The organism is Acinetobacter sp. GFQ9D191M, assembly GCF_011174875.1.
Taxonomy (GTDB): domain Bacteria; phylum Pseudomonadota; class Gammaproteobacteria; order Pseudomonadales; family Moraxellaceae; genus Acinetobacter.
Window position 1 is genome coordinate 1 of sequence record NZ_JAALGV010000040.1, and the last position, 17,381, is coordinate 17,381.

The following is a 17,381-nucleotide window of genomic DNA, read 5'->3' on the forward strand; positions in this document are numbered from 1 at the left end:
TGTTCATGGATTTCTAGGAGGAATTTACGCGCCCTTGTGTGCATATCAACTGATCCATAAAAATAAGCCAACAATTCAAATTATGAAGTCATCGGCTTAAGCAGGATTCGGGTTATTTATAATCTTAGAATCTAATAAAAACCCAAGCAAACTAACTCGGGTTTTGTTAAATTTATTCATACTCACTATAATTTTGTATTTTCCAAATACAAACACCTAATTTTGTAGTGCCAAAAACTTCTCAATCGCCTGCTGTGCAATCGCAGCATCTTGGAAAGACTTCACGCCAGAAACCCCCATCCCACCAACCAACTGACCCTGATACAGAATCGGCTCACCACCTTCTAACATCCCAGAAAAAGTATCCATCGTCAGAAAGCCCATTTGACCGCCTTTGATAATATCTTCAAACAGCTTGGACGGACGGCGACTAATGGCAGAACAACGTGCTTTTTCCAGACACAGGTTTGCTGTCATCGGTGAAGCCTCATCCATACGCTTCATTGCCAGCAAATTACCAGTTTCATCAACGACAGCAATACTGACATTAAAGCCATTTTCTAGCGCATATTCATAGGCCTGATTTAATAAAAACTCAGCATCGCTTAAGGTCAAATAATGTTTAGTTTTCATTCAACTATCCAATTTCTAATTTATCAATTTCAAATCTTTGCGGTCTAATTAAAAGAATAAAATAAGCCCGAACGAATTCGGGCTTATGTTCCCTCTCCTTTTAGGAGAGGGTTAGGGAGAGGTTGTATTACCCTTTCATTTCAGCAAAAGTTTCTTTAGCCGCTTGAATCGTAAATTCAATATCTTCATCACTATGCGCAGCTGAAATAAATCCTGCTTCAAATGCAGATGGAGCCAGGTTCACACCACGACTTAACATGCCATGGAAGAATTTCTTGAAAGCTTCTACGTCACATTTCAGCATTGAATCAAAGCTGGTGATGTCTTCTTGATCAGTGAAGTACAGGCCAAACATGCCGCCCACTTGCTGGGTCTTGAATGGAATACCGGCTTCATCCGCAGCTGCTTGTAAACCTGCAAGAAGTTTTTCAAGTTGAGCAGTCAGTTTTTCATAAAAACCTGGCTCACGCAGATGTTTAAACATCTCGATCCCGGCACGCATTGCTAGCGGGTTACCGGACAAAGTACCTGCCTGATACACGTTACCTAGTGGCGCGATGCATTCCATCACTTCACGCTTACCGCCAAAAGCACCGACTGGCAGCCCCGCACCAATAATTTTACCCAAAGTCGTTAAATCAGGAGTTACGCCATAATGTGCCTGAGCACCACCTAGACCGACACGGAAACCTGTCATCACTTCATCAATGATGAAGACTGAACCATGTTCATCACAGACATCACGTATCGCTTGCAGGAAACCATCAATCGGTTTCACCAGATTCATGTTTCCTGCTACTGGCTCTACAATTACACCGGCAATTTCTGAACCGAACTTGGCAAAGCATTCTTTTAAAGTGGCGATGTCGTTATAAGGAAGAGTTAAAGTATGTTTGGCAAAATCAGCAGGTACACCCGCAGAAGTCGCTTCACCTTCGCCTTTAGTTAACAAGCCAGAACCTGCTTTTACCAGCAACGAGTCAGAGTGACCGTGATAACAACCTTCAAATTTTACGATCTTGTCACGACCAGTATAACCACGTGCCAGACGAATCGCAGTCATGGTCGCTTCAGTACCAGAATTCGTCATACGTACCAATTCAATGGATGGCATGATGTCGCAAATGATATCTGCCAAAGTGGTTTCATGCACGGTTGGTGCACCAAAGCTTAAACCATCAACAGCTGCATCTTGCACCGCTTTAATGATTGATGGATGCGCATGACCCAGAATCATTGGGCCCCATGAACCCACATAGTCCACATAGCGCTTGCCATCGACATCGTACAGATAAGCACCTTGTGCTTTCTCGATAAAGATAGGCGTACCACCCACGCCATTGAAAGCACGTACAGGTGAGTTAACACCACCCGGAATATGTTTATTGGCTTGTTTAAATAGTTGTTCTTGCTTTGGAGATAAACTCATGAGAATCACTCAACTCAAAAATACAATAAGAAATAAAAATTAAGCTTGTTCAGCAAATAGTTCCGACCAGTCATATACACGTTGACCGACAGTCGACATTGAGCGACCTAAGACATCACTAATAACTGCACAAAGATCTGCACCGGCTTCAATGACTTCTTTGCCGTTTTCCACCGTCAAACCGCCAATAGCGCAAATCGGTACATTTAATTTACTTTTGGCTTGTTTTAAGGTTTCCAGACCAATATTACCTGCTTCTGGCTTGGTATCAGTCGCATAGATCGCGCCAAAGGCTACATAATTAGCCCCATCAGCAATGGCTTGTTCAGCAAGCTCAAGTGAGTTATTACAACTGCGGCCAATCAATACATTTTTAGGCAAACGCTCAACAGCTTCCTGGATTGAACCATCATCCTGACCCAAATGCACGCCTACGCCATATTTTACTGCAGTTTCCAAATCGTCATTAATCACAAATGGAACTTTATACTGTTCACACATTTGTTTCATATATTCGATTTCGTAAGCCTGATCTTCTTTCGCTACTTTTTTACGACGATACTGAAGTACCGCAACTTCATAAGTCGCCATTGCACCTTCAAGTTTCGCCAGAAGAAGCTCAATAGGATCATCATTGGTAATTAAATATAAACCGCGCATGACTGCCGCCATTCAAAATACATACGCTATTATAGGCATAAATGGGCGAGTTTCCCCATCCTAAACACTGAATAATACCCGATTCAGGTATTAGATTATTATTTGTACTTTTTATACAGGTGATTGATCAATATCCCTATTTTCAGTGATAGGCGGCTGCCAGAATTTACGTTTTAATGGTTTTATAACAATAATAATAAAGTGTTAATGCTTACGCCCTCCGACAAACGCTTTTAGGATTTTGCAGATAACTTAGTGGAGAAGTTGCAAAATTCTGAAAGCGATTTTTTTATGTCCGGATTTTACGATTCCTGTGTATAAAATTGCTTGAATACCATTAATCACAAAACTTAAAGAAAACTTCAAAATACCCAATTTCAGGGATAGGTCTACATGCATTAAAGGATTTAAATAAGTTCGAACACAACACATAAATAGAAAAGCAAAAGCTGTGTTTTATCTACCAGATCCTTTCTAGCTTTGGGTAAACCGTTTATGGGGAGACGTGTCAAAGCTAGAAAGGATCGACCCATCTAAGCAGAACTGACCATCTTATCTCTCAAACTTGGTTCATTCATCTCGTGAATATTTTCTAAATCATTCAGATAAATTAAAAATACGTCAATGCAGATCTTTCTATTTTTTTAAATATAAAAAAAGCCCGGAGAAGGTCGCTCCAGGCTTGGAAAACTGATTTATTCAGTGAATTATACTCTTTGATAAAATACTGAATAAGCAATAAAATAATTAATAGAATAATAACTCTACACTTGCAAGTGTTTTTATCGTTTTTATTGCAATACTTAAGCATAAATCCGATAAAACGTCATAAGCCCTAACTTGGAATTTTGTCGTGCTTACGATCGACCAGGCTCAGGTTACCACGTAATACATCGGCAAACATACGCCAGTCTGAAATAAAACTGTATAGCGGCTGTTTAAAGCTGGCCGGTTTATTCTTTTCAAAAATGAAATGACCAATCCAGGCACAGGCATAACCTGAGAGTAGTCCATAGGCCAGATATTTAGCTTTACGCTGATGAAGGGCTTTGCTAAAAAAATATAAACCGATACTGCTACCTGCGACATGCAAACGGCGGCTCATAATATGGCGATGCTCGGTTAGATAAAACCGGTAAAACTCATGATAGTCATGAATCGGCATTTGTGGAGAAGTCAGTTCTGCAATCTCATTGCTCGGCTGCACTTGTGCATTCATTATCATCATCCTGATCTTTTTTCTTCACCTTAGCGCATAATTTAGGCAATTAAAAGTACCTTTATTTTCATGTAATTCTGTACCTGAATTTGGCTTAGATATTGAATTGTCATGCTTTCAGTAGAAACCAGCGAATGAGATCAGCATTTTAATTTTTCCATTTCCATTTTTTTCAATCGGTCAAGTCTTACATCAGATTGGTTTTTCGTTACAATCAGCCGCTCAAAAGTCTAAAAAATATTTCCGTTTCATATCGGAATTTCATGCAAGCGAATAAAAATTCAATTTATTTTTTAATATTTTTCAATAAATTGAATAGACAGGATGATTATCATGGTTGAAGTTGAACTCAAGTTCCAGATTCCCGCGGCACGCCGTACTGCCCTGCTTAAGGCACTTGATCCCAAGAAATCTCAACAGATCCTGCTTCAAGCCAAATACTATGATACTGCAGACCGTCAACTGGCCCAGCATGGAATTGCCCTACGCCAACGATTAGAAGGCAGTCGTTGGGTTCAGACGTTAAAAGCGGCAGGCAAAAGCCACATTGAACGTTTCGAGCATAATCATGATCTGGGTGAATTAGAATATTCTCCTGAGCTGGACCTGAGTATTTACCAGCAGTCTGCTGAAGCGCAAACCTTGCTTAATCGTGCTTTAGGTGATCAGTTTGACCAGCTGCAATTGCAGTTTGAAACCGATATTGCCCGTACCTTGCGCGTGATTGAATATGAAAACACATCAATCGAAGTCAGCCTGGATATCGGCTGTATTCGCACGCCTCATGCTGAACAGGAAGTGCATGAAGTTGAATTCGAGTTAAAGCATGGTTCAATTCAGGATTTGCTGGCCTTTAGTTTTGAATGGGTCAAAAAATATCAGCTGTGGCTGGATGTACGTAGTAAGGCTGAAATTGGGAATTTGTTAGCGACTCATCAGAATGTAAGTCCCGCTACTTTTGCCAAAGAATTCCAGATCAGCAAAAAAGATAGTGCAGGCAAAAACCTGTGTCATCTGGTGGCCCAGCAAATGCAGCACCTGTTGCCCAATATTGCGGCAATCTCCGCGCAAGTGGCAGAGCAGGAACATATTGATCAGGCACAACAGGCCTTGGATCATCTCTATCTGACCCTACTTTTGTTTAAAGATTGGCATACTCAGGTTTCAGACAAATGGGCTCATCAGCTGTCTGCCTTTAAACAGCAGTTTGAACATCTGCAACATTTACAGCACATGCAGAACACTCTGGCTGGCTTCCTGCAAAATCCTACAACCGCAGAGAACCTGACTAAAGATATTCTCTATGCCAAAGAGAAGCTGGGCAATCTGGTGAAATCCACCCAAAATGTGCATCACTATCTGGAATTGCTGATCTTCAGCTTAAGTACAGATGAAGCAAAACCGTTGGAATTAAAATTTGCAGCGCAAACTACCTTGCAGCAACAATACAAAGTCTTGCAGGAACAGATGAACCAGACTGATATTACCAATTTTGAGAGTCTGGATCAGCTAGCAATTCGCATTCAGGAATTAAAATTCAGCTTCCCAATTTTGACCACGATTTATGATGTCAAAAACCTGCAAAAATACAGCAAGGCACTCAATGATGCGCAGCAAGCAGCAAATGAATATCAGACGCTGGCCTCTTCTGCAGCCTATATTCAACAGACCGAGCTGGAAGCCAGTGACTGGTTTGTGTTGGGTTGGCTGACTGCCAAGCAGGAAGTCTATGCGCAGCGCTTACTGGAAGCGACAGAACAGTTTCTGGTCAGCCGCAAATTTCTTAAATAAGTATTTAACTGACTTTCAAAGCACGCTACGGCGTGCTTTTTGTTGCACAAGCACATCACAATACTTTTGTTGTTTGGTCTATATTGATTGTTATGAGCTTCATCGAGAAGGAATGGCCCGATGGCAGAAATCGAACTCAAATTCCAGATTCCGCAAAGTATACGTCACCAATTCGAACAAGATTTTCAGCAGTACGGGCCAACTCGACATCATTTATGTGCCAAATACTTTGATACTGCCGATCAGCAGTTACAGCAGCACAAAATTGCACTCCGGCAGCGTCTGGAAGATCAGCAATGGTTTCAGACCTTAAAAGCACCGAGCCAGCATCAATTTGAACGCTTTGAGCTGGAAGAAAGACTGGATACCGCACCGGACAACTGTGATTTAAAAGCTTATGCCAAGCATAAACAGGCTCGGAAGATTCTAAAACAGGCACTTCACACCCTAGATACGTCTCTGACTCTACAATTTGAAACTGATGTAGAGCGGGATCTCTGGATTGAAAATTACCGAGGAAGTCAGATTGAAATTGCACTGGATAGAGGTGAGATTCGTTCTAATGGCCAGACCTTGGATATTTATGAAGTTGAATTTGAGCTCAAAAGTGGCAAACTTGATGACTTAATTGATTTTGTTAAACCCTGGATTCAACGTTATCAGTTATGGATAGATGTACGCAGCAAGTCCGAGCGTGGTTATGCCTTGTTAAATAATGCAATTGATCTCCCTGTTCAGCATCAAACAACTTTACAGCTCGCAGCTAAAGACGATATTCATCATATCTTGCAAAAAATTATCACCAACTGTCTGACGCACCTGTTTCCCAATGCGACGGCGATTGCGCTAGAGAATTACAATAGTGACCATGTGCACCAAGCCCGCGTCGCTATCCGGCGTTTACGCAGTGCCTTAAAAATCTTCCAGCCCTATCATCAGGATTTGCCAGAGGAATGGCAGGATCAGTTACGCAATATCTTCCAGCAATTAGGCTCTACTCGGGATCGCGATGCTTTAGCTGAAAGTCTGCTTCCTCAGCTAGAAGCTGCGGGTTCACCAGTATTGCAGTTGCCTCCAGCCCAACAGGATCAGGCAGATATTAGCCAATTATTCAGAAAGCCAGCTACGATGGAGCTGATACTGGAGCTACTACAATTTAGTCAGGATCAGAGTGCAAACCAGCAAAAGTCCTCGCATAAACTCCTGTGTAAAGGACTCAGCAAACTGCATCAGAAAGTCTGTGCAGATGCAGAGAATTATCAGGAACTGGATATTGAATCACGCCACCGAACCCGCAAGCGGGTTAAACGCTTGCGTTATAATGTGGAATTTCTGCAAAGCCTGTTTCCGGAAAAGGAAATCAAAAGATATCTGAAAGCGTTAAAGCCCTTACAGGAGACTTTAGGTCATTATAATGACCTGTTTGTCGCAGAAAGCCTGTATAGGCCTTATGCCAAAAAACATTCCAAGGCATGGTTTGTCATCGGCTGGCTCACCGCAGAACAGCAGCATCTGTCGGAACAGGCTGCCGAGCAGTTACAAAAATTTTCTCACACCCAGCCATTCTGGTAAGAGATAAATAGACAAAATTGCTCTAGCGATATTTTCCATATACTTTCCAGGTATTGTTATCAGCTAATGGATCGCTATAACTATCGCTGCGCTGCTTACGCGGCTTATCACGGGCATCAACCAGTTCAAAATGTGGTTCGACACTGAGGACGATGCCATTCACATAGAACCGAGTCCGGGTGTATTCACTTTGACCATGCTGGAATACATAAGTACGCAGATCTACAAATTCACGATGTGCCACAAGTGCCGCTGTCTCATCACTGTCTAGCCAGCGTTGCATGGCCTGAATCTGTTCCGGTTCAAATTGCCCACATTTTTCAATCAGACTAGCAATGCCTCGAAAAGTCTTGGATTCTTTGGCGCGGGTTTTATTAATCCGGATGCGGTCCACATGAAAATAGAATAAAGGCAGATTCAAATGGCTTGGCAAATGAATCGCATCCAGAACTTCATCTTCCATAAAAGGCTGAAACAGGTCTTGTGCCCTTTCAATCAGACCCAGCCATTGCTTGTAATATTCTTCGACCTGCGACTTGGTGCCATAATAAATTGGCAATCCTTCCACATTGGCCAGATTTGCTGGTGGCCAGATATTCTGGCGTAATAAGGCAATATCACTTTTCAGACTCTGTACAGCAATTGCATCTTGCATGAGATTTACATTTTTATTGCTTAGGCTATTTTTAGATTAAGGCAAAGGTTTAGTTTCTGCAAGGCTTTGCCTATAATTAGTGATTAAGATTTTATTATCAGGAAAAATTCATGGTTCAAAAGATTGAAGCAACCGATGTAACCGAAGAAGAAGCGTTAAATGCTGCATTCTTTGAACGTGCTGATGAATTTATTAAACAGGCCAACGAATTTAGCCGTGTAGAAAAAGGCTCTCAGGAAAACCCGGCAGAAAAACGTGGTCAAGTTAGCGCTGCAATGCTGTTTGGTACTGCCCGCTTTAATACCTGGGTCGCTGCCAACAATTTCAAAGATGGCAACGAGATGCGCGACGCTAAAGATCAGGTCATGTCTTATATCCTGCAGCAATTTCAGATGATGCTGGAAGATAACTACGATGAATACTGTGAGCAGTTTGAGAACTATTTACGTTTCCGTCGTAATGAAGAGTTTCATGCCAACAAGCATCAACACGACCACGATCATTAATGAAAGCCCTACGGGGCTTTTTTTAAATCTTTGATTTTTAATTTGACTTTAATACTGGATTCATCCTATAAAAAATGAATAAAAATTAAACGATGACCAAAAATATCATGCAACAACTGCCCTTTCCGATTATAGATCCGCATATTCATCAATGGGACCCTTATACCACACCGCATGCCGCAGCCTCAGCCGTAAAATTATTTGGCAAACATCCCAAACTGCTGAACAAAATGGTGCGACTGATCAAGCCCAAAGCGGTGATCGATACCATTGGTCTGACCGAACATCTGACCGCGCCTTACCTACCTGAAAATTATAAACGTGACATCGGTCATTATCAGGTGGAACAGATTGTTCATATAGAAGCAAGCTGGCATGAGCATAAAGGTACTGGCGTGGTTAATGAAACCAGGTTTATTGCCGGGCTGCCTTTTGCTGAACAGAATATTCAGCTAGGCGGCATTGTGGCTACAGCTGATCTTCGTCAAAAAAACTTTAAACAGCTGCTGCAATTACATCAGGAAGTTTCGCCGAAATTACGTGGTATTCGTAAAATGGCATCGTTCCATGCCGATAAAGGCATTCATGCCTGGACCGATGAACCGCATTTATACTGCAATAAGAAATTTCTGAAAGGATTTGAGGAATTAGCCAAAGCCAATTTAAGTTTTGATGCCTGGGTTTATTCTACCCAAATTTCTGATGTGGCCCATCTGGCCAAAACATTTCCTGAAACGCCGATTGTGCTGGATCACTTGGGCACACCTGCCGGCATCTTTGGGAAAGTCGGTAAAGCAACAGGACAAACAGCACAGCAGCGAGACTATATTTTTCAGACTTGGAAAGAAGACTTGGCTGAACTGGCAAAATGTCCGAATGTGTATAGCAAAATCTCCGGTCTGTTTATGCCTGTACTCGGTCACCGTTTTCATTTAGATCGAAAACTGGCAAAAAAAGATGAACTGATTCAGCTCGCGGCTCCATTGATCCAGCATGCCCTACAATGTTTCGCTAAAGATCGCATCATGTTTGCTTCGAATTTCCCGATGGATCGTGTCAGCACAGATCTGGTCACCATCATTGATGCCTTTAGCGATATTGTGCAGAACTATGACGAACATGCTGTAAAGCCGGTTTTTTATGAAAATGCGAAACGCTTTTATCGTTTATAGAACTCTTATTAATTAAAACTGAATCAACAAATAGATTAAAATTTTAATTTTTAAAATTTTTCATGCTCATAAATACGCGGAAACGTCATCCGTAACTGGTTGAGGTAGGACTACATCATAAGAGGATTGTTTCTACAATAAATTTATTTCGTGAAGGTGGTGGACGAGTTTTGCGGATGACAAATGGTTTTGGCTACTTTTGCCGAAGCAAAAGTAGCCATATAGACATCTAAACATTTATTTAAAATGAAAAGAGACCGTCATAGACTTATAAAAAATTACAGAGTTTATTTCACTTCTTTCCCATACTGATCCGCCATGACTTCGACCAATTGATCCGGTTTAACATATTTTTTGATAACGGCATCGACATCTGCCTTGGTCAGCTTGGCAATCGCCTGATCACGTTTCTCCCGATAGATCAGATTACGATCTTTTTCCAGTTGTGGAATCAGCATGCTGTGAATACGGCGATCATCTTCTAGTGCAGTGACGCGCTGTTTCAAAATCGTGGCTTTCGCCGCTTCAACTTCCTGCTCAGTTACCCCTTTGGCCAGAAGCTCATTCAATACCTTATGCACAGCTTGTGACACCTGTGCTGATCGGCCAGGCGTATAATTTGCCTGAATGCCTAATGCGCCTGAATCAATCCATTCATCATACTGAGCATTGGCACTGAAGCCATAAACCAGCGCATTTTTCTCACGCAGTTCCTGTGCTAAACGTGAAGACAACTGAGAATCACCCAGAATATGTCGGAAGACCAGCATGGCTGGTAAATCTACATGTTCTGCACCGACAGGGAATGTCATGACAGCCCGATAATGACCGAACTCACGCTGTTCAGACAACGCATGGATTTTCTGTGCCGGATAAACTGTATATTGACCACTTAAGCGCTCATAAGGCTGCTTCGCTTTCCAGCTCGCAAAGTTATTTTTGAGGACTTTGCTCACGGACTTCGGATTAAATTCCCCGGTCACTGCGATCTGGGCATGATGCGTATTAAAGAACTGCTGATACAGCGCTACGACCTGTTCACGAGTAGCAGCCTGAATCTGTTTTTTCGCCAGTTCAGGTTCAAAATGATAACGAAGGTCACCCGGCTGATAAATCTCGGTCGCGCGGGACATGGTCAGGCCTGCCACCATATTGGGCTCAGTATAAGGACGGTCTAACGCAGATAGGCTTTGTCCTTTAATCAGGTCAAACTGACTCTGCTCAAAGGCCGGTTTATTGAGCACATCCAGTACATACTGGAAAAACTCTTCAAACTTCTCTTTTTTGGCACTTATCTGAATGCTCATGCCATTTTCAGAGGAACTGGCCGTGGCTGAACCACCAGACTCAATAATTTTATCGGCAATCTGTTGCAAGCTCTGGGTTTCAGAAGAACGCAGTAGTAAGTAAGCTGTCAGATCCAGAATCTCGCCTTTATTGAACAAACTTTGTGCCGTACCAAAATTAAGTGCAATAGTGGCATAAACTTTGTCATCCTGAGTCTGGGTCGGGAATAAAGCGTATTTAATACCATTCTTCAGTTTGCCCCGTTGAATCTGCTTGTCCTTAGCCTGTAAATATTGCTTGGACTGCGCCACATACTGCTTTACTTCTGCCTGATAGACACTGACATCTTTCAGCGGTTCTGCTGCTTCAGCCTGCTGGTCCAGAGTTTGAGCCGGCACTTCAGTCTGGGGCAACTCCTGTGCTTTTTTCTGATCTTCTGGTGTCGGCAAGATATTGCCAGAAATACGATATTCTGGCTTAAAGAATGCCTTATACACCTGATTGATCTGATTGACATCCAGCTTTTCTATGGCTTGCAGATCTTTGAAATACTGGCTCCAGTCACCTGAATAAGCCACTACATATTCACTTAAACGCGAACCTAAAGCGGTTGCGCTGTTTTTAACATTGTCCGCCTGGTTTCGGGTTAGACTTTTAGCCCGGTTTAATTCGGTTTCGTTAAATGGCTGGCTCTGCTCTACACCCTGAATCAAGCCCTGCTCAACCTGCTTGACTTGATGATTTGGCGCATAGATGGCACCCATAAAGACCAGATTAAAATCCTTATCGAGCCAGGTCATAGACTGCACTGTAGTGGTCTTACCCGTCTCGACCAGACTTTGATACAGGTGTCCGCTAGGTTGCAAGGTATATAAGATTGGAGACATGGCCAGCGTGGTTTTAATACTTTCTTCTGACTGGTTCAGATAAATATTAAATTTGGCCAGATCACTACCTTTTTGTACGGTAAATTCACGTTGTTTGATCTGTTCAGGTTTTAGCGCAGGCACTTTTACCGCTTCAGGCACTTTGCGAGACTGGATCGGACTGAAATGGGTATCAATCTGCTTCAGCACTTCTGCCTTATTAAATTTGCCTGAAATAACCATGAGGGCATTATTCGGTGCATACCACTGACGATAAAACTGGTTCAGCTCCTGCATCTTGATCGATTGCAGTTCGTTCAAATCGCCAATCGGTAATCGCCCCAGATACTGATTGCCATAAGCTGATTTAAATACCTGATCCATCAGTACGGAAAATGGCTGATCCAGACGGATTTCACGCTCACGTTTCACGATATCAATTTCAGTCGGCACATACTTTTCTTGCAGGACCAGCTTGTCCATGCGTTCTGCTTCAAGGAAAATCACTTCATTGACCGCAGTCTGCTCAGGACGAATCACATTGGTATATTTGGTTGAGTAATAGTCAGTACTAGCATTGGTCATTAAGGTATATTGATCCAGACGGCGCTGAAACTCATCTCCCTTCACATTTTCCGTGCCTTTAAACGCCAGATGTTCAAGCAGATGCGCCAGGCCCCCTTTGCCCTGAGGATCATTCAGTGAACCGGTCAGATAAACCGTATTCATAAACACTTTATTTTCTTTATCATTGGGCGCAAGAATAATTCTTAAGCCATTTTCCAGTCGATATTCTTCGATATTCTGTTCTGTTTTCACCAATGCCGGCTGTGCAAAACTGGCCGCTGTCCAGCCAGATAATAAAATCGCCAAGCTTAAACGTTTAAAGCGTATTTGCATTATTCATCCAAATTTTTAAGTGTGAATTTTTATTTACAGTTACTCTGATCTTAGAGAAAAGTCTTTATTATGAATAGTCTATTTTATGAGAAGCCAAATAAAATACCGCGCAATTTCACGGTATTTTATTGAGTATATTAATTAAATATAAAGTTCGGCCAGCATAAACAGTTTGGCATAACCTGAAATCTCAATGCGGTCTTGTTCTTCTAATGCGCAATACAATACACCGCCACGCTGAGAAGCCTGATAAGCCACCAGTTCAGTTTTATTTAATTTCTCCGCCCAGATCGGTGCAATCCCGGTATGAATTGAACCCGTTACCGGATCTTCATTAATCCCGTTACTCGGTGCAAAATAACGTGATATGCAATCATATTGCGTATCACCAGCGGTAATCGCGACATCCAGTAATGGACCCGCCGCTGTAATCGCGGTTCTTTTTCCATTCAGCTGCTTCAGCAATTCAATATTGGGTTGCTCTTCTAATACATCCTGCACTGATTCATATTCAATAATATAACCTTGTGTATTCAGATAAACGTTTTTAAAAGGTTTCGTCAGGGCCTGTCTTAAAGCTTCCGGATAATCTGTGATGAGTTCAGGCTGACGGATCGGGAAATTCATCCGGATTTTGCCATCCTCATCCTGGCATACTGTAAAAATGCCCAGATCTTTGACATGAAAATAAATGGTTTTTGCAGAGCTAAAATCCTTGAATAATACAAAGCTGCTGGCCAATGTGGCATGTCCACAGAAATCCACTTCCTTGGTCGGCGTAAACCAGCGAATTTCATAATTTTCTGCATCCAGCACTTTGACAAAAGCGGTCTCAGACAGATTATTTTCCAGGGCAATATTCTGCATCAGGTGATCATCCAGCCAAGCATCCTGCACGATGACTGCAGCAGGATTTCCCTTAAATAGAGACGTCGTAAAAGCATCCACCTGGTACATTTTCATTTTCTTTACTCCTGTATGTAGGTGTTTAGTTTAAAAGCTTTTTTCCAGAAGAGGAATTTTATATGCTGTGGATCAGATGATTTATTTTTCTCCCTTTTCACTCATTAAGGTTCTTTATGAACAATTCACATATTCAAACTGTACCTTTAGAAAAAGCCTATCGCCTGATTACGCATGGTCCAACAGTACTGGTATCTGCCAATGATGGGCAAGACACTGATGTCATGGCCGCTGCTTGGGCATGTGCACTCGAATTTAGTCCAGCAAAAGTCACCGTAGTGCTGGATAAAAGCACCAAGACCCGAAAAATAATTGAAAATTCAGGCTACTTTGCCCTGCAGATTCCCACCCTCAAACAGCTGGAAATGGTCTATAGCCTGGGAACATTGAGTCTGTACAATGACCCAAACAAACTGGAGCAGTCCGGTGTGCAGTTATTCAAATTCGCAGATCAAGAGATTCCGGTTGTAGAGGGTTGTGCCGCATGGATTTTATGTGAGCTGATTTCCGAGCCACATAACCAGCAGACCCATGATCTGTTTATTGGTAAGGTCATTGCCGCTTATGCTGATGACCGGGTGTTCTGTGATGGACACTGGTACTATCATGAAGTCAGCGATGAATGGAAAAGTATTCATCATGTCGCCGGCGGCCACTTCTATACCATTGGCGAAGCTGTCGCAGTAAAAGATGCAGAATAAATAACTGATCTTTTTAAACAAATCATATAAAAAATTCTTGCAAACAGGCAGCTTTGACCACAGTCAGACTGCCTGAATTTATGCTACTTTATCCATAATATCTGTTTGGTCTGATGTCTTATGATACCGTTTAAAATCCACTGTATTGATGTCAAAAACTCATTACAAAATTATATCTGGTTACTTGAACATACACCGACGCATCAGGTCGTGGTCATTGATCCCACTGAAGCTGTGCTAGTTCAGGATTACTGTACCGAACATGGACTTGAGCTGAGTCAGATCTGGCTCACCCACTGGCATAAAGACCATATCGGGGGCGTTCCGGATTTAATTCAAAAGCAATCATTACCGGTATATGGCTCAAAAGCTGAGCTGGAAAAAATTCCGTTTATTGACCATCCACTTGAACATGACGACCAGTTCAGTTTTCATGGTGTTGAGGTACAGATTATTGCCGTACCGGGTCATACCCTAGGCCATATTGTGTATTTCCTGGATGCCATTGATGTACTGTTCTGTGGCGATACCCTGTTTGCCATGGGCTGTGGACGGGTATTTGAAGGCACTTATCAGCAGATGTATCACTCTCTGGCTCGCTTGGCTGCCCTACCGCCACGTACTCAGGTTTATTGCACGCATGAATATACGCTGTCGAATGCACAGTTTGCCAAACATGTAGAACCAGATAATCCAGCAATTCTGGAGCGTTTCGAACAGGTTGAGCGTATGCGCATGCTAGGACAATGCACCTTACCCAGTACGATTGCAGCAGAACTGGAAACCAATCCTTTTTTACGCGCAGACAGTGTCGAAGAGTTTCAACATTTACGCGTGATGAAAGACTCGTTTTAAACTATAGCTGCTTAGAGCAGCTGATGCTTCTGAGCATAGTCATCCAGTTCTTGCTGGGTGACCACTTGTACCGCATTCATTTCATCAATCCTGACCAGCAATAATCCACCCAAAGCAGGTTGATAACGACGCGCACTGCCGAATGGCGTATACGCCACCTTGGACTGCACTGAAAAATCCAGCCAGTCTTCATGGCCCAGCATCACAGCCACAGCCTCCTGCCCTTGTTGCTGCATAAGTTCAATTTGCTGTTTGACGTACTGCTCAATATTTAATTCAGTCATCATCAATCTTATTTAAATTACATCAATGCCAGTATAAAGGGTTGAGCCTAAAACCATGACCTGAATACTCGGAAGCTTTGCTGGATTGTATATTTTTAAGCCTTACTCAAACTCTAAAACCTTAAACCACGCTAATTCCTAATTTAAAATGAATAACAAATAAACAATTATTGATTTAAATATTTGAATATTAATAACTATTCGAAAAATTATTTAGGCTTAAAATTAAAATATTTAGTTACAACATCTTGAAAATATTAAAAAACATAGACTTAGATAAAAAACCTTATATTTCGTCTATATTATCTTGTTCATTAAATCCGCAAATTCAATTAAATTAATTTAAATAAGGGTATTTGCCCTTTAAAACGAAAATTCTCACCCTTATCTATGATTTAACTGATGAAGGAGTTATGTCGTGAAAAAAGTGGTTAAAGCAAAAAACGTTCTCGCATTTAGACTTTGGTTAGAAAAATTGGGGTATTCGGTTCGCACCCTGGCAGACAATCGTGGTTTTAGTTTCAGTTTTAAAAAAGAATATGGTCTGGTGACTTGTGATCTTTCAGGTAATGCATTGGCCATGCAACTGGGTGAGGAGTTTGAAGATCATCTGAAAGCTTAAATTTAATTAATCAATGCACTCATGATTTACCCTTTTATTTGAGTAAAATTCTCTTATTCCTATAATCAGCCCATTTCGATGGGCTTTTTTTCATTTAAAAAATTTCAGGCAAAAAAAAACAAGGCATCAACCTTGTCTCTTTTGATGGTGGGGACGGAGAGACTCGAACTCTCACACCTCGCGGCGCTGGAACCTAAATCCAGTGCGTCTACCAATTTCGCCACGTCCCCATCAGGGTACCAACTTAGTGTTGGACTTTTTTTCAAACTTTGGCAGAGGATCAAGGATTCGAACCTTGACGAACGGTTTTGGAGACCGTCATGCTACCATTACACCAATCCTCTACTCGGCCATTTTACTCAATCTCTTGAGTAAATTGGTGGGGACGGAGAGACTCGAACTCTCACACCTCGCGGCGCTGGAACCTAAATCCAGTGCGTCTACCAATTTCGCCACGTCCCCGATGGCTGTGTATATTATAGAGATAGCAGGTCATTGACAAGTGATTTTACAAGCAATCACTGCCTATTCCGCTATAAATTAAACAGTTAATGCAATTTTTTTATTTTTTATAAGATTTAACAAGAAAACTCGGCCTTATGAGGTTTCTTTGCTACTGCTTTGAACTTAATCTCTAAGCTTGTCTAGCTCAGTCTCAGCAGATCAGACCTCTAGAACCTCACTTATCTTGATCAAGCATGTTGTTTAAACAATAAATGAATCCAATACAAAGAATAAAAAGCCGAGCCAATAAAAATGTCGCACTAAATTTCAGGCAAAAAAAAACAAGGCATTAACCTTGTTTCTTCATATATGGTGGGGATAGAGAGACTCGAACTCTCACGCCCAGAAGGCGCTGCGACCTGAACACAGTGCGTCTACCAATTCCGCCATATCCCCGTGGCTGTGTATATTATAGCGATCGCATCCGCTTGACAAGCGATTCTATGATCAACTCGGTGTTTTTATATCAAAAATTAATCAGTTAATTCTTTGATGATTAAATACTGGCTTATTTCTAAAGAAACCACTTAATTTTAATCCTCTCATTCCAAGAATCAAATTATTTGAAAGGGTGTTGAATATTAATTTTAATATTATCTGGATCAGCTGATTAATAGGATATTTAAAAAGACTTCCCTCTTCTCATCTTTCATTAATACTTAGTTTGAGTATTTAAAATCTACTCATCGAAAGTAAGCGAATAATGAAAATGAGATTAAAAGATGGCTCAGCCTTAAATTCCAGGCAAAAAAAAACAAGGCA

Annotated in this window: 15 protein-coding genes, 4 tRNA genes and 1 pseudogene; 8 read left to right on the forward strand and 12 right to left on the reverse strand. The window is 41.6% G+C overall.

Features of this window, described 5'->3' with window-relative positions:
* Positions 1–100 (forward strand): annotated as a pseudogene (locus tag G5T77_RS07365) (IS982 family transposase); the annotation flags it as partial.
* A gap of 116 nt (positions 101–216) precedes the next feature.
* Here G5T77_RS07365 and G5T77_RS07370 read toward each other — a convergent pair.
* The 4 genes from G5T77_RS07370 to G5T77_RS07385 all read right to left on the reverse strand — a co-directional run bounded on the left by G5T77_RS07370 (position 217) and on the right by G5T77_RS07385 (position 3,941).
* Positions 217–633: a heme-binding protein gene (locus G5T77_RS07370; protein WP_166138640.1), complete on the reverse strand. Its 417-nt coding sequence runs from the start codon at positions 631–633 to the stop codon at positions 217–219.
* Positions 634–760: 127 nt separating this feature from the next.
* Positions 761–2,062 (reverse strand): glutamate-1-semialdehyde 2,1-aminomutase, encoded by a 1,302-nt coding sequence (hemL, locus tag G5T77_RS07375; protein WP_034706389.1) that lies wholly within the window; start codon positions 2,060–2,062, stop codon positions 761–763.
* A 39-nt stretch (positions 2,063–2,101) separates the two neighbouring features.
* Positions 2,102–2,722 carry a thiamine phosphate synthase gene (gene thiE / locus G5T77_RS07380; protein WP_004786336.1) on the reverse strand — a complete coding sequence of 207 codons (621 nt, stop codon included), beginning with the start codon at positions 2,720–2,722 and terminating at the stop codon, positions 2,102–2,104.
* 835 nt (positions 2,723–3,557) lie between these two features.
* Entirely contained in the window at positions 3,558–3,941 is a 384-nt protein-coding gene (locus tag G5T77_RS07385) for a DUF962 domain-containing protein (protein ID WP_159123774.1), read from the reverse strand.
* Between the two features lie 333 nt (positions 3,942–4,274).
* Here G5T77_RS07385 and G5T77_RS07390 point away from each other — a divergent pair, with 333 nt between their 5' ends.
* Positions 4,275–5,732: a CYTH domain-containing protein gene (locus G5T77_RS07390; protein WP_166138638.1), complete on the forward strand. Its 1,458-nt coding sequence runs from the start codon at positions 4,275–4,277 to the stop codon at positions 5,730–5,732.
* 120 nt (positions 5,733–5,852) lie between these two features.
* Positions 5,853–7,304: a CYTH and CHAD domain-containing protein gene (locus tag G5T77_RS07395; RefSeq protein ID WP_166138636.1), complete on the forward strand. Its 1,452-nt coding sequence runs from the start codon at positions 5,853–5,855 to the stop codon at positions 7,302–7,304.
* Positions 7,305–7,326: 22 nt separating this feature from the next.
* Here the strand turns inward: G5T77_RS07395 and G5T77_RS07400 are convergent, their stop codons facing one another.
* Positions 7,327–7,959: a hypothetical protein gene (locus tag G5T77_RS07400; protein WP_004786345.1), complete on the reverse strand. Its 633-nt coding sequence runs from the start codon at positions 7,957–7,959 to the stop codon at positions 7,327–7,329.
* A gap of 110 nt (positions 7,960–8,069) precedes the next feature.
* On the opposite strand from G5T77_RS07400, the gene G5T77_RS07405 reads away from it, so the two are divergent.
* Together G5T77_RS07405 and G5T77_RS07410 are read left to right on the forward strand one after the other, a co-directional pair.
* Positions 8,070–8,465 (forward strand): DUF3144 domain-containing protein, encoded by a 396-nt coding sequence (locus G5T77_RS07405; RefSeq protein WP_004786347.1) that lies wholly within the window; start codon positions 8,070–8,072, stop codon positions 8,463–8,465.
* A 107-nt stretch (positions 8,466–8,572) separates the two neighbouring features.
* On the forward strand, positions 8,573–9,637 hold the full coding sequence (locus G5T77_RS07410) for an amidohydrolase family protein (protein WP_166138633.1): 1,065 nt from the start codon (positions 8,573–8,575) through the stop codon (positions 9,635–9,637).
* A 287-nt stretch (positions 9,638–9,924) separates the two neighbouring features.
* Here the strand turns inward: G5T77_RS07410 and G5T77_RS07415 are convergent, their stop codons facing one another.
* Complete coding sequence (locus G5T77_RS07415; RefSeq protein WP_166138631.1) at positions 9,925–12,690, reverse strand: pitrilysin family protein; 2,766 nt, start codon at positions 12,688–12,690, stop codon at positions 9,925–9,927.
* A gap of 141 nt (positions 12,691–12,831) precedes the next feature.
* The gene (locus tag G5T77_RS07420; protein ID WP_166138628.1) at positions 12,832–13,653 is read right to left on the reverse strand and encodes a PhzF family phenazine biosynthesis protein; all 822 of its coding nucleotides are present in this window, start codon (positions 13,651–13,653) and stop codon (positions 12,832–12,834) included.
* 116 nt (positions 13,654–13,769) lie between these two features.
* On the opposite strand from G5T77_RS07420, the gene G5T77_RS07425 reads away from it, so the two are divergent.
* Together G5T77_RS07425 and gloB are read left to right on the forward strand one after the other, a co-directional pair.
* Positions 13,770–14,354 carry a flavin reductase family protein gene (locus tag G5T77_RS07425; RefSeq protein ID WP_166138626.1) on the forward strand — a complete coding sequence of 195 codons (585 nt, stop codon included), beginning with the start codon at positions 13,770–13,772 and terminating at the stop codon, positions 14,352–14,354.
* Between the two features lie 120 nt (positions 14,355–14,474).
* Positions 14,475–15,209 (forward strand): hydroxyacylglutathione hydrolase, encoded by a 735-nt coding sequence (gene gloB / locus G5T77_RS07430; RefSeq protein WP_166138624.1) that lies wholly within the window; start codon positions 14,475–14,477, stop codon positions 15,207–15,209.
* Positions 15,210–15,220: 11 nt separating this feature from the next.
* Here the strand turns inward: gloB and G5T77_RS07435 are convergent, their stop codons facing one another.
* The gene (locus G5T77_RS07435) at positions 15,221–15,493 is read right to left on the reverse strand and encodes a hypothetical protein (RefSeq protein ID WP_166138621.1); all 273 of its coding nucleotides are present in this window, start codon (positions 15,491–15,493) and stop codon (positions 15,221–15,223) included.
* A gap of 418 nt (positions 15,494–15,911) precedes the next feature.
* On the opposite strand from G5T77_RS07435, the gene G5T77_RS07440 reads away from it, so the two are divergent.
* Positions 15,912–16,115, forward strand: a complete 204-nt coding sequence (locus G5T77_RS07440; protein WP_004786362.1) for a hypothetical protein — start codon at positions 15,912–15,914, stop codon at positions 16,113–16,115.
* A 145-nt stretch (positions 16,116–16,260) separates the two neighbouring features.
* On the opposite strand, the gene G5T77_RS07445 is transcribed toward G5T77_RS07440, so the two are convergent.
* The 4 genes from G5T77_RS07445 to G5T77_RS07460 all read right to left on the reverse strand — a co-directional run bounded on the left by G5T77_RS07445 (position 16,261) and on the right by G5T77_RS07460 (position 17,015).
* A tRNA-Leu gene (locus G5T77_RS07445) sits at positions 16,261–16,345 on the reverse strand.
* 40 nt (positions 16,346–16,385) lie between these two features.
* A tRNA-Trp gene (locus G5T77_RS07450) sits at positions 16,386–16,459 on the reverse strand.
* Positions 16,460–16,492: 33 nt separating this feature from the next.
* Positions 16,493–16,577 (reverse strand) — tRNA-Leu (locus G5T77_RS07455).
* Between the two features lie 352 nt (positions 16,578–16,929).
* A tRNA-Leu gene (locus tag G5T77_RS07460) sits at positions 16,930–17,015 on the reverse strand.
* Positions 17,016–17,381 lie beyond the last annotated feature (366 nt).

What these genes read in the sequence shown, in the direction of transcription:
- G5T77_RS07395 (WP_166138636.1), top strand. Translation starts at nt 5,853, where the DNA reads ATGGCAGAAATCGAACTCAAATTCCAGATTCCGCAAAGTATACGTCAC.
- gloB (WP_166138624.1), top strand. Translation starts at nt 14,475, where the DNA reads ATGATACCGTTTAAAATCCACTGTATTGATGTCAAAAACTCATTACAA.
- thiE (WP_004786336.1), bottom strand. Translation starts at nt 2,722, where the DNA reads ATGCGCGGTTTATATTTAATTACCAATGATGATCCTATTGAGCTTCTT.
- G5T77_RS07435 (WP_166138621.1), bottom strand. Translation starts at nt 15,493, where the DNA reads ATGACTGAATTAAATATTGAGCAGTACGTCAAACAGCAAATTGAACTT.
- G5T77_RS07425 (WP_166138626.1), top strand. Translation starts at nt 13,770, where the DNA reads ATGAACAATTCACATATTCAAACTGTACCTTTAGAAAAAGCCTATCGC.
- G5T77_RS07415 (WP_166138631.1), bottom strand. Translation starts at nt 12,690, where the DNA reads ATGCAAATACGCTTTAAACGTTTAAGCTTGGCGATTTTATTATCTGGC.
- hemL (WP_034706389.1), bottom strand. Translation starts at nt 2,062, where the DNA reads ATGAGTTTATCTCCAAAGCAAGAACAACTATTTAAACAAGCCAATAAA.
- G5T77_RS07370 (WP_166138640.1), bottom strand. Translation starts at nt 633, where the DNA reads ATGAAAACTAAACATTATTTGACCTTAAGCGATGCTGAGTTTTTATTA.
- G5T77_RS07400 (WP_004786345.1), bottom strand. Translation starts at nt 7,959, where the DNA reads ATGCAAGATGCAATTGCTGTACAGAGTCTGAAAAGTGATATTGCCTTA.
- G5T77_RS07420 (WP_166138628.1), bottom strand. Translation starts at nt 13,653, where the DNA reads ATGAAAATGTACCAGGTGGATGCTTTTACGACGTCTCTATTTAAGGGA.
- G5T77_RS07405 (WP_004786347.1), top strand. Translation starts at nt 8,070, where the DNA reads ATGGTTCAAAAGATTGAAGCAACCGATGTAACCGAAGAAGAAGCGTTA.
- G5T77_RS07385 (WP_159123774.1), bottom strand. Translation starts at nt 3,941, where the DNA reads ATGAATGCACAAGTGCAGCCGAGCAATGAGATTGCAGAACTGACTTCT.
- G5T77_RS07390 (WP_166138638.1), top strand. Translation starts at nt 4,275, where the DNA reads ATGGTTGAAGTTGAACTCAAGTTCCAGATTCCCGCGGCACGCCGTACT.
- G5T77_RS07410 (WP_166138633.1), top strand. Translation starts at nt 8,573, where the DNA reads ATGCAACAACTGCCCTTTCCGATTATAGATCCGCATATTCATCAATGG.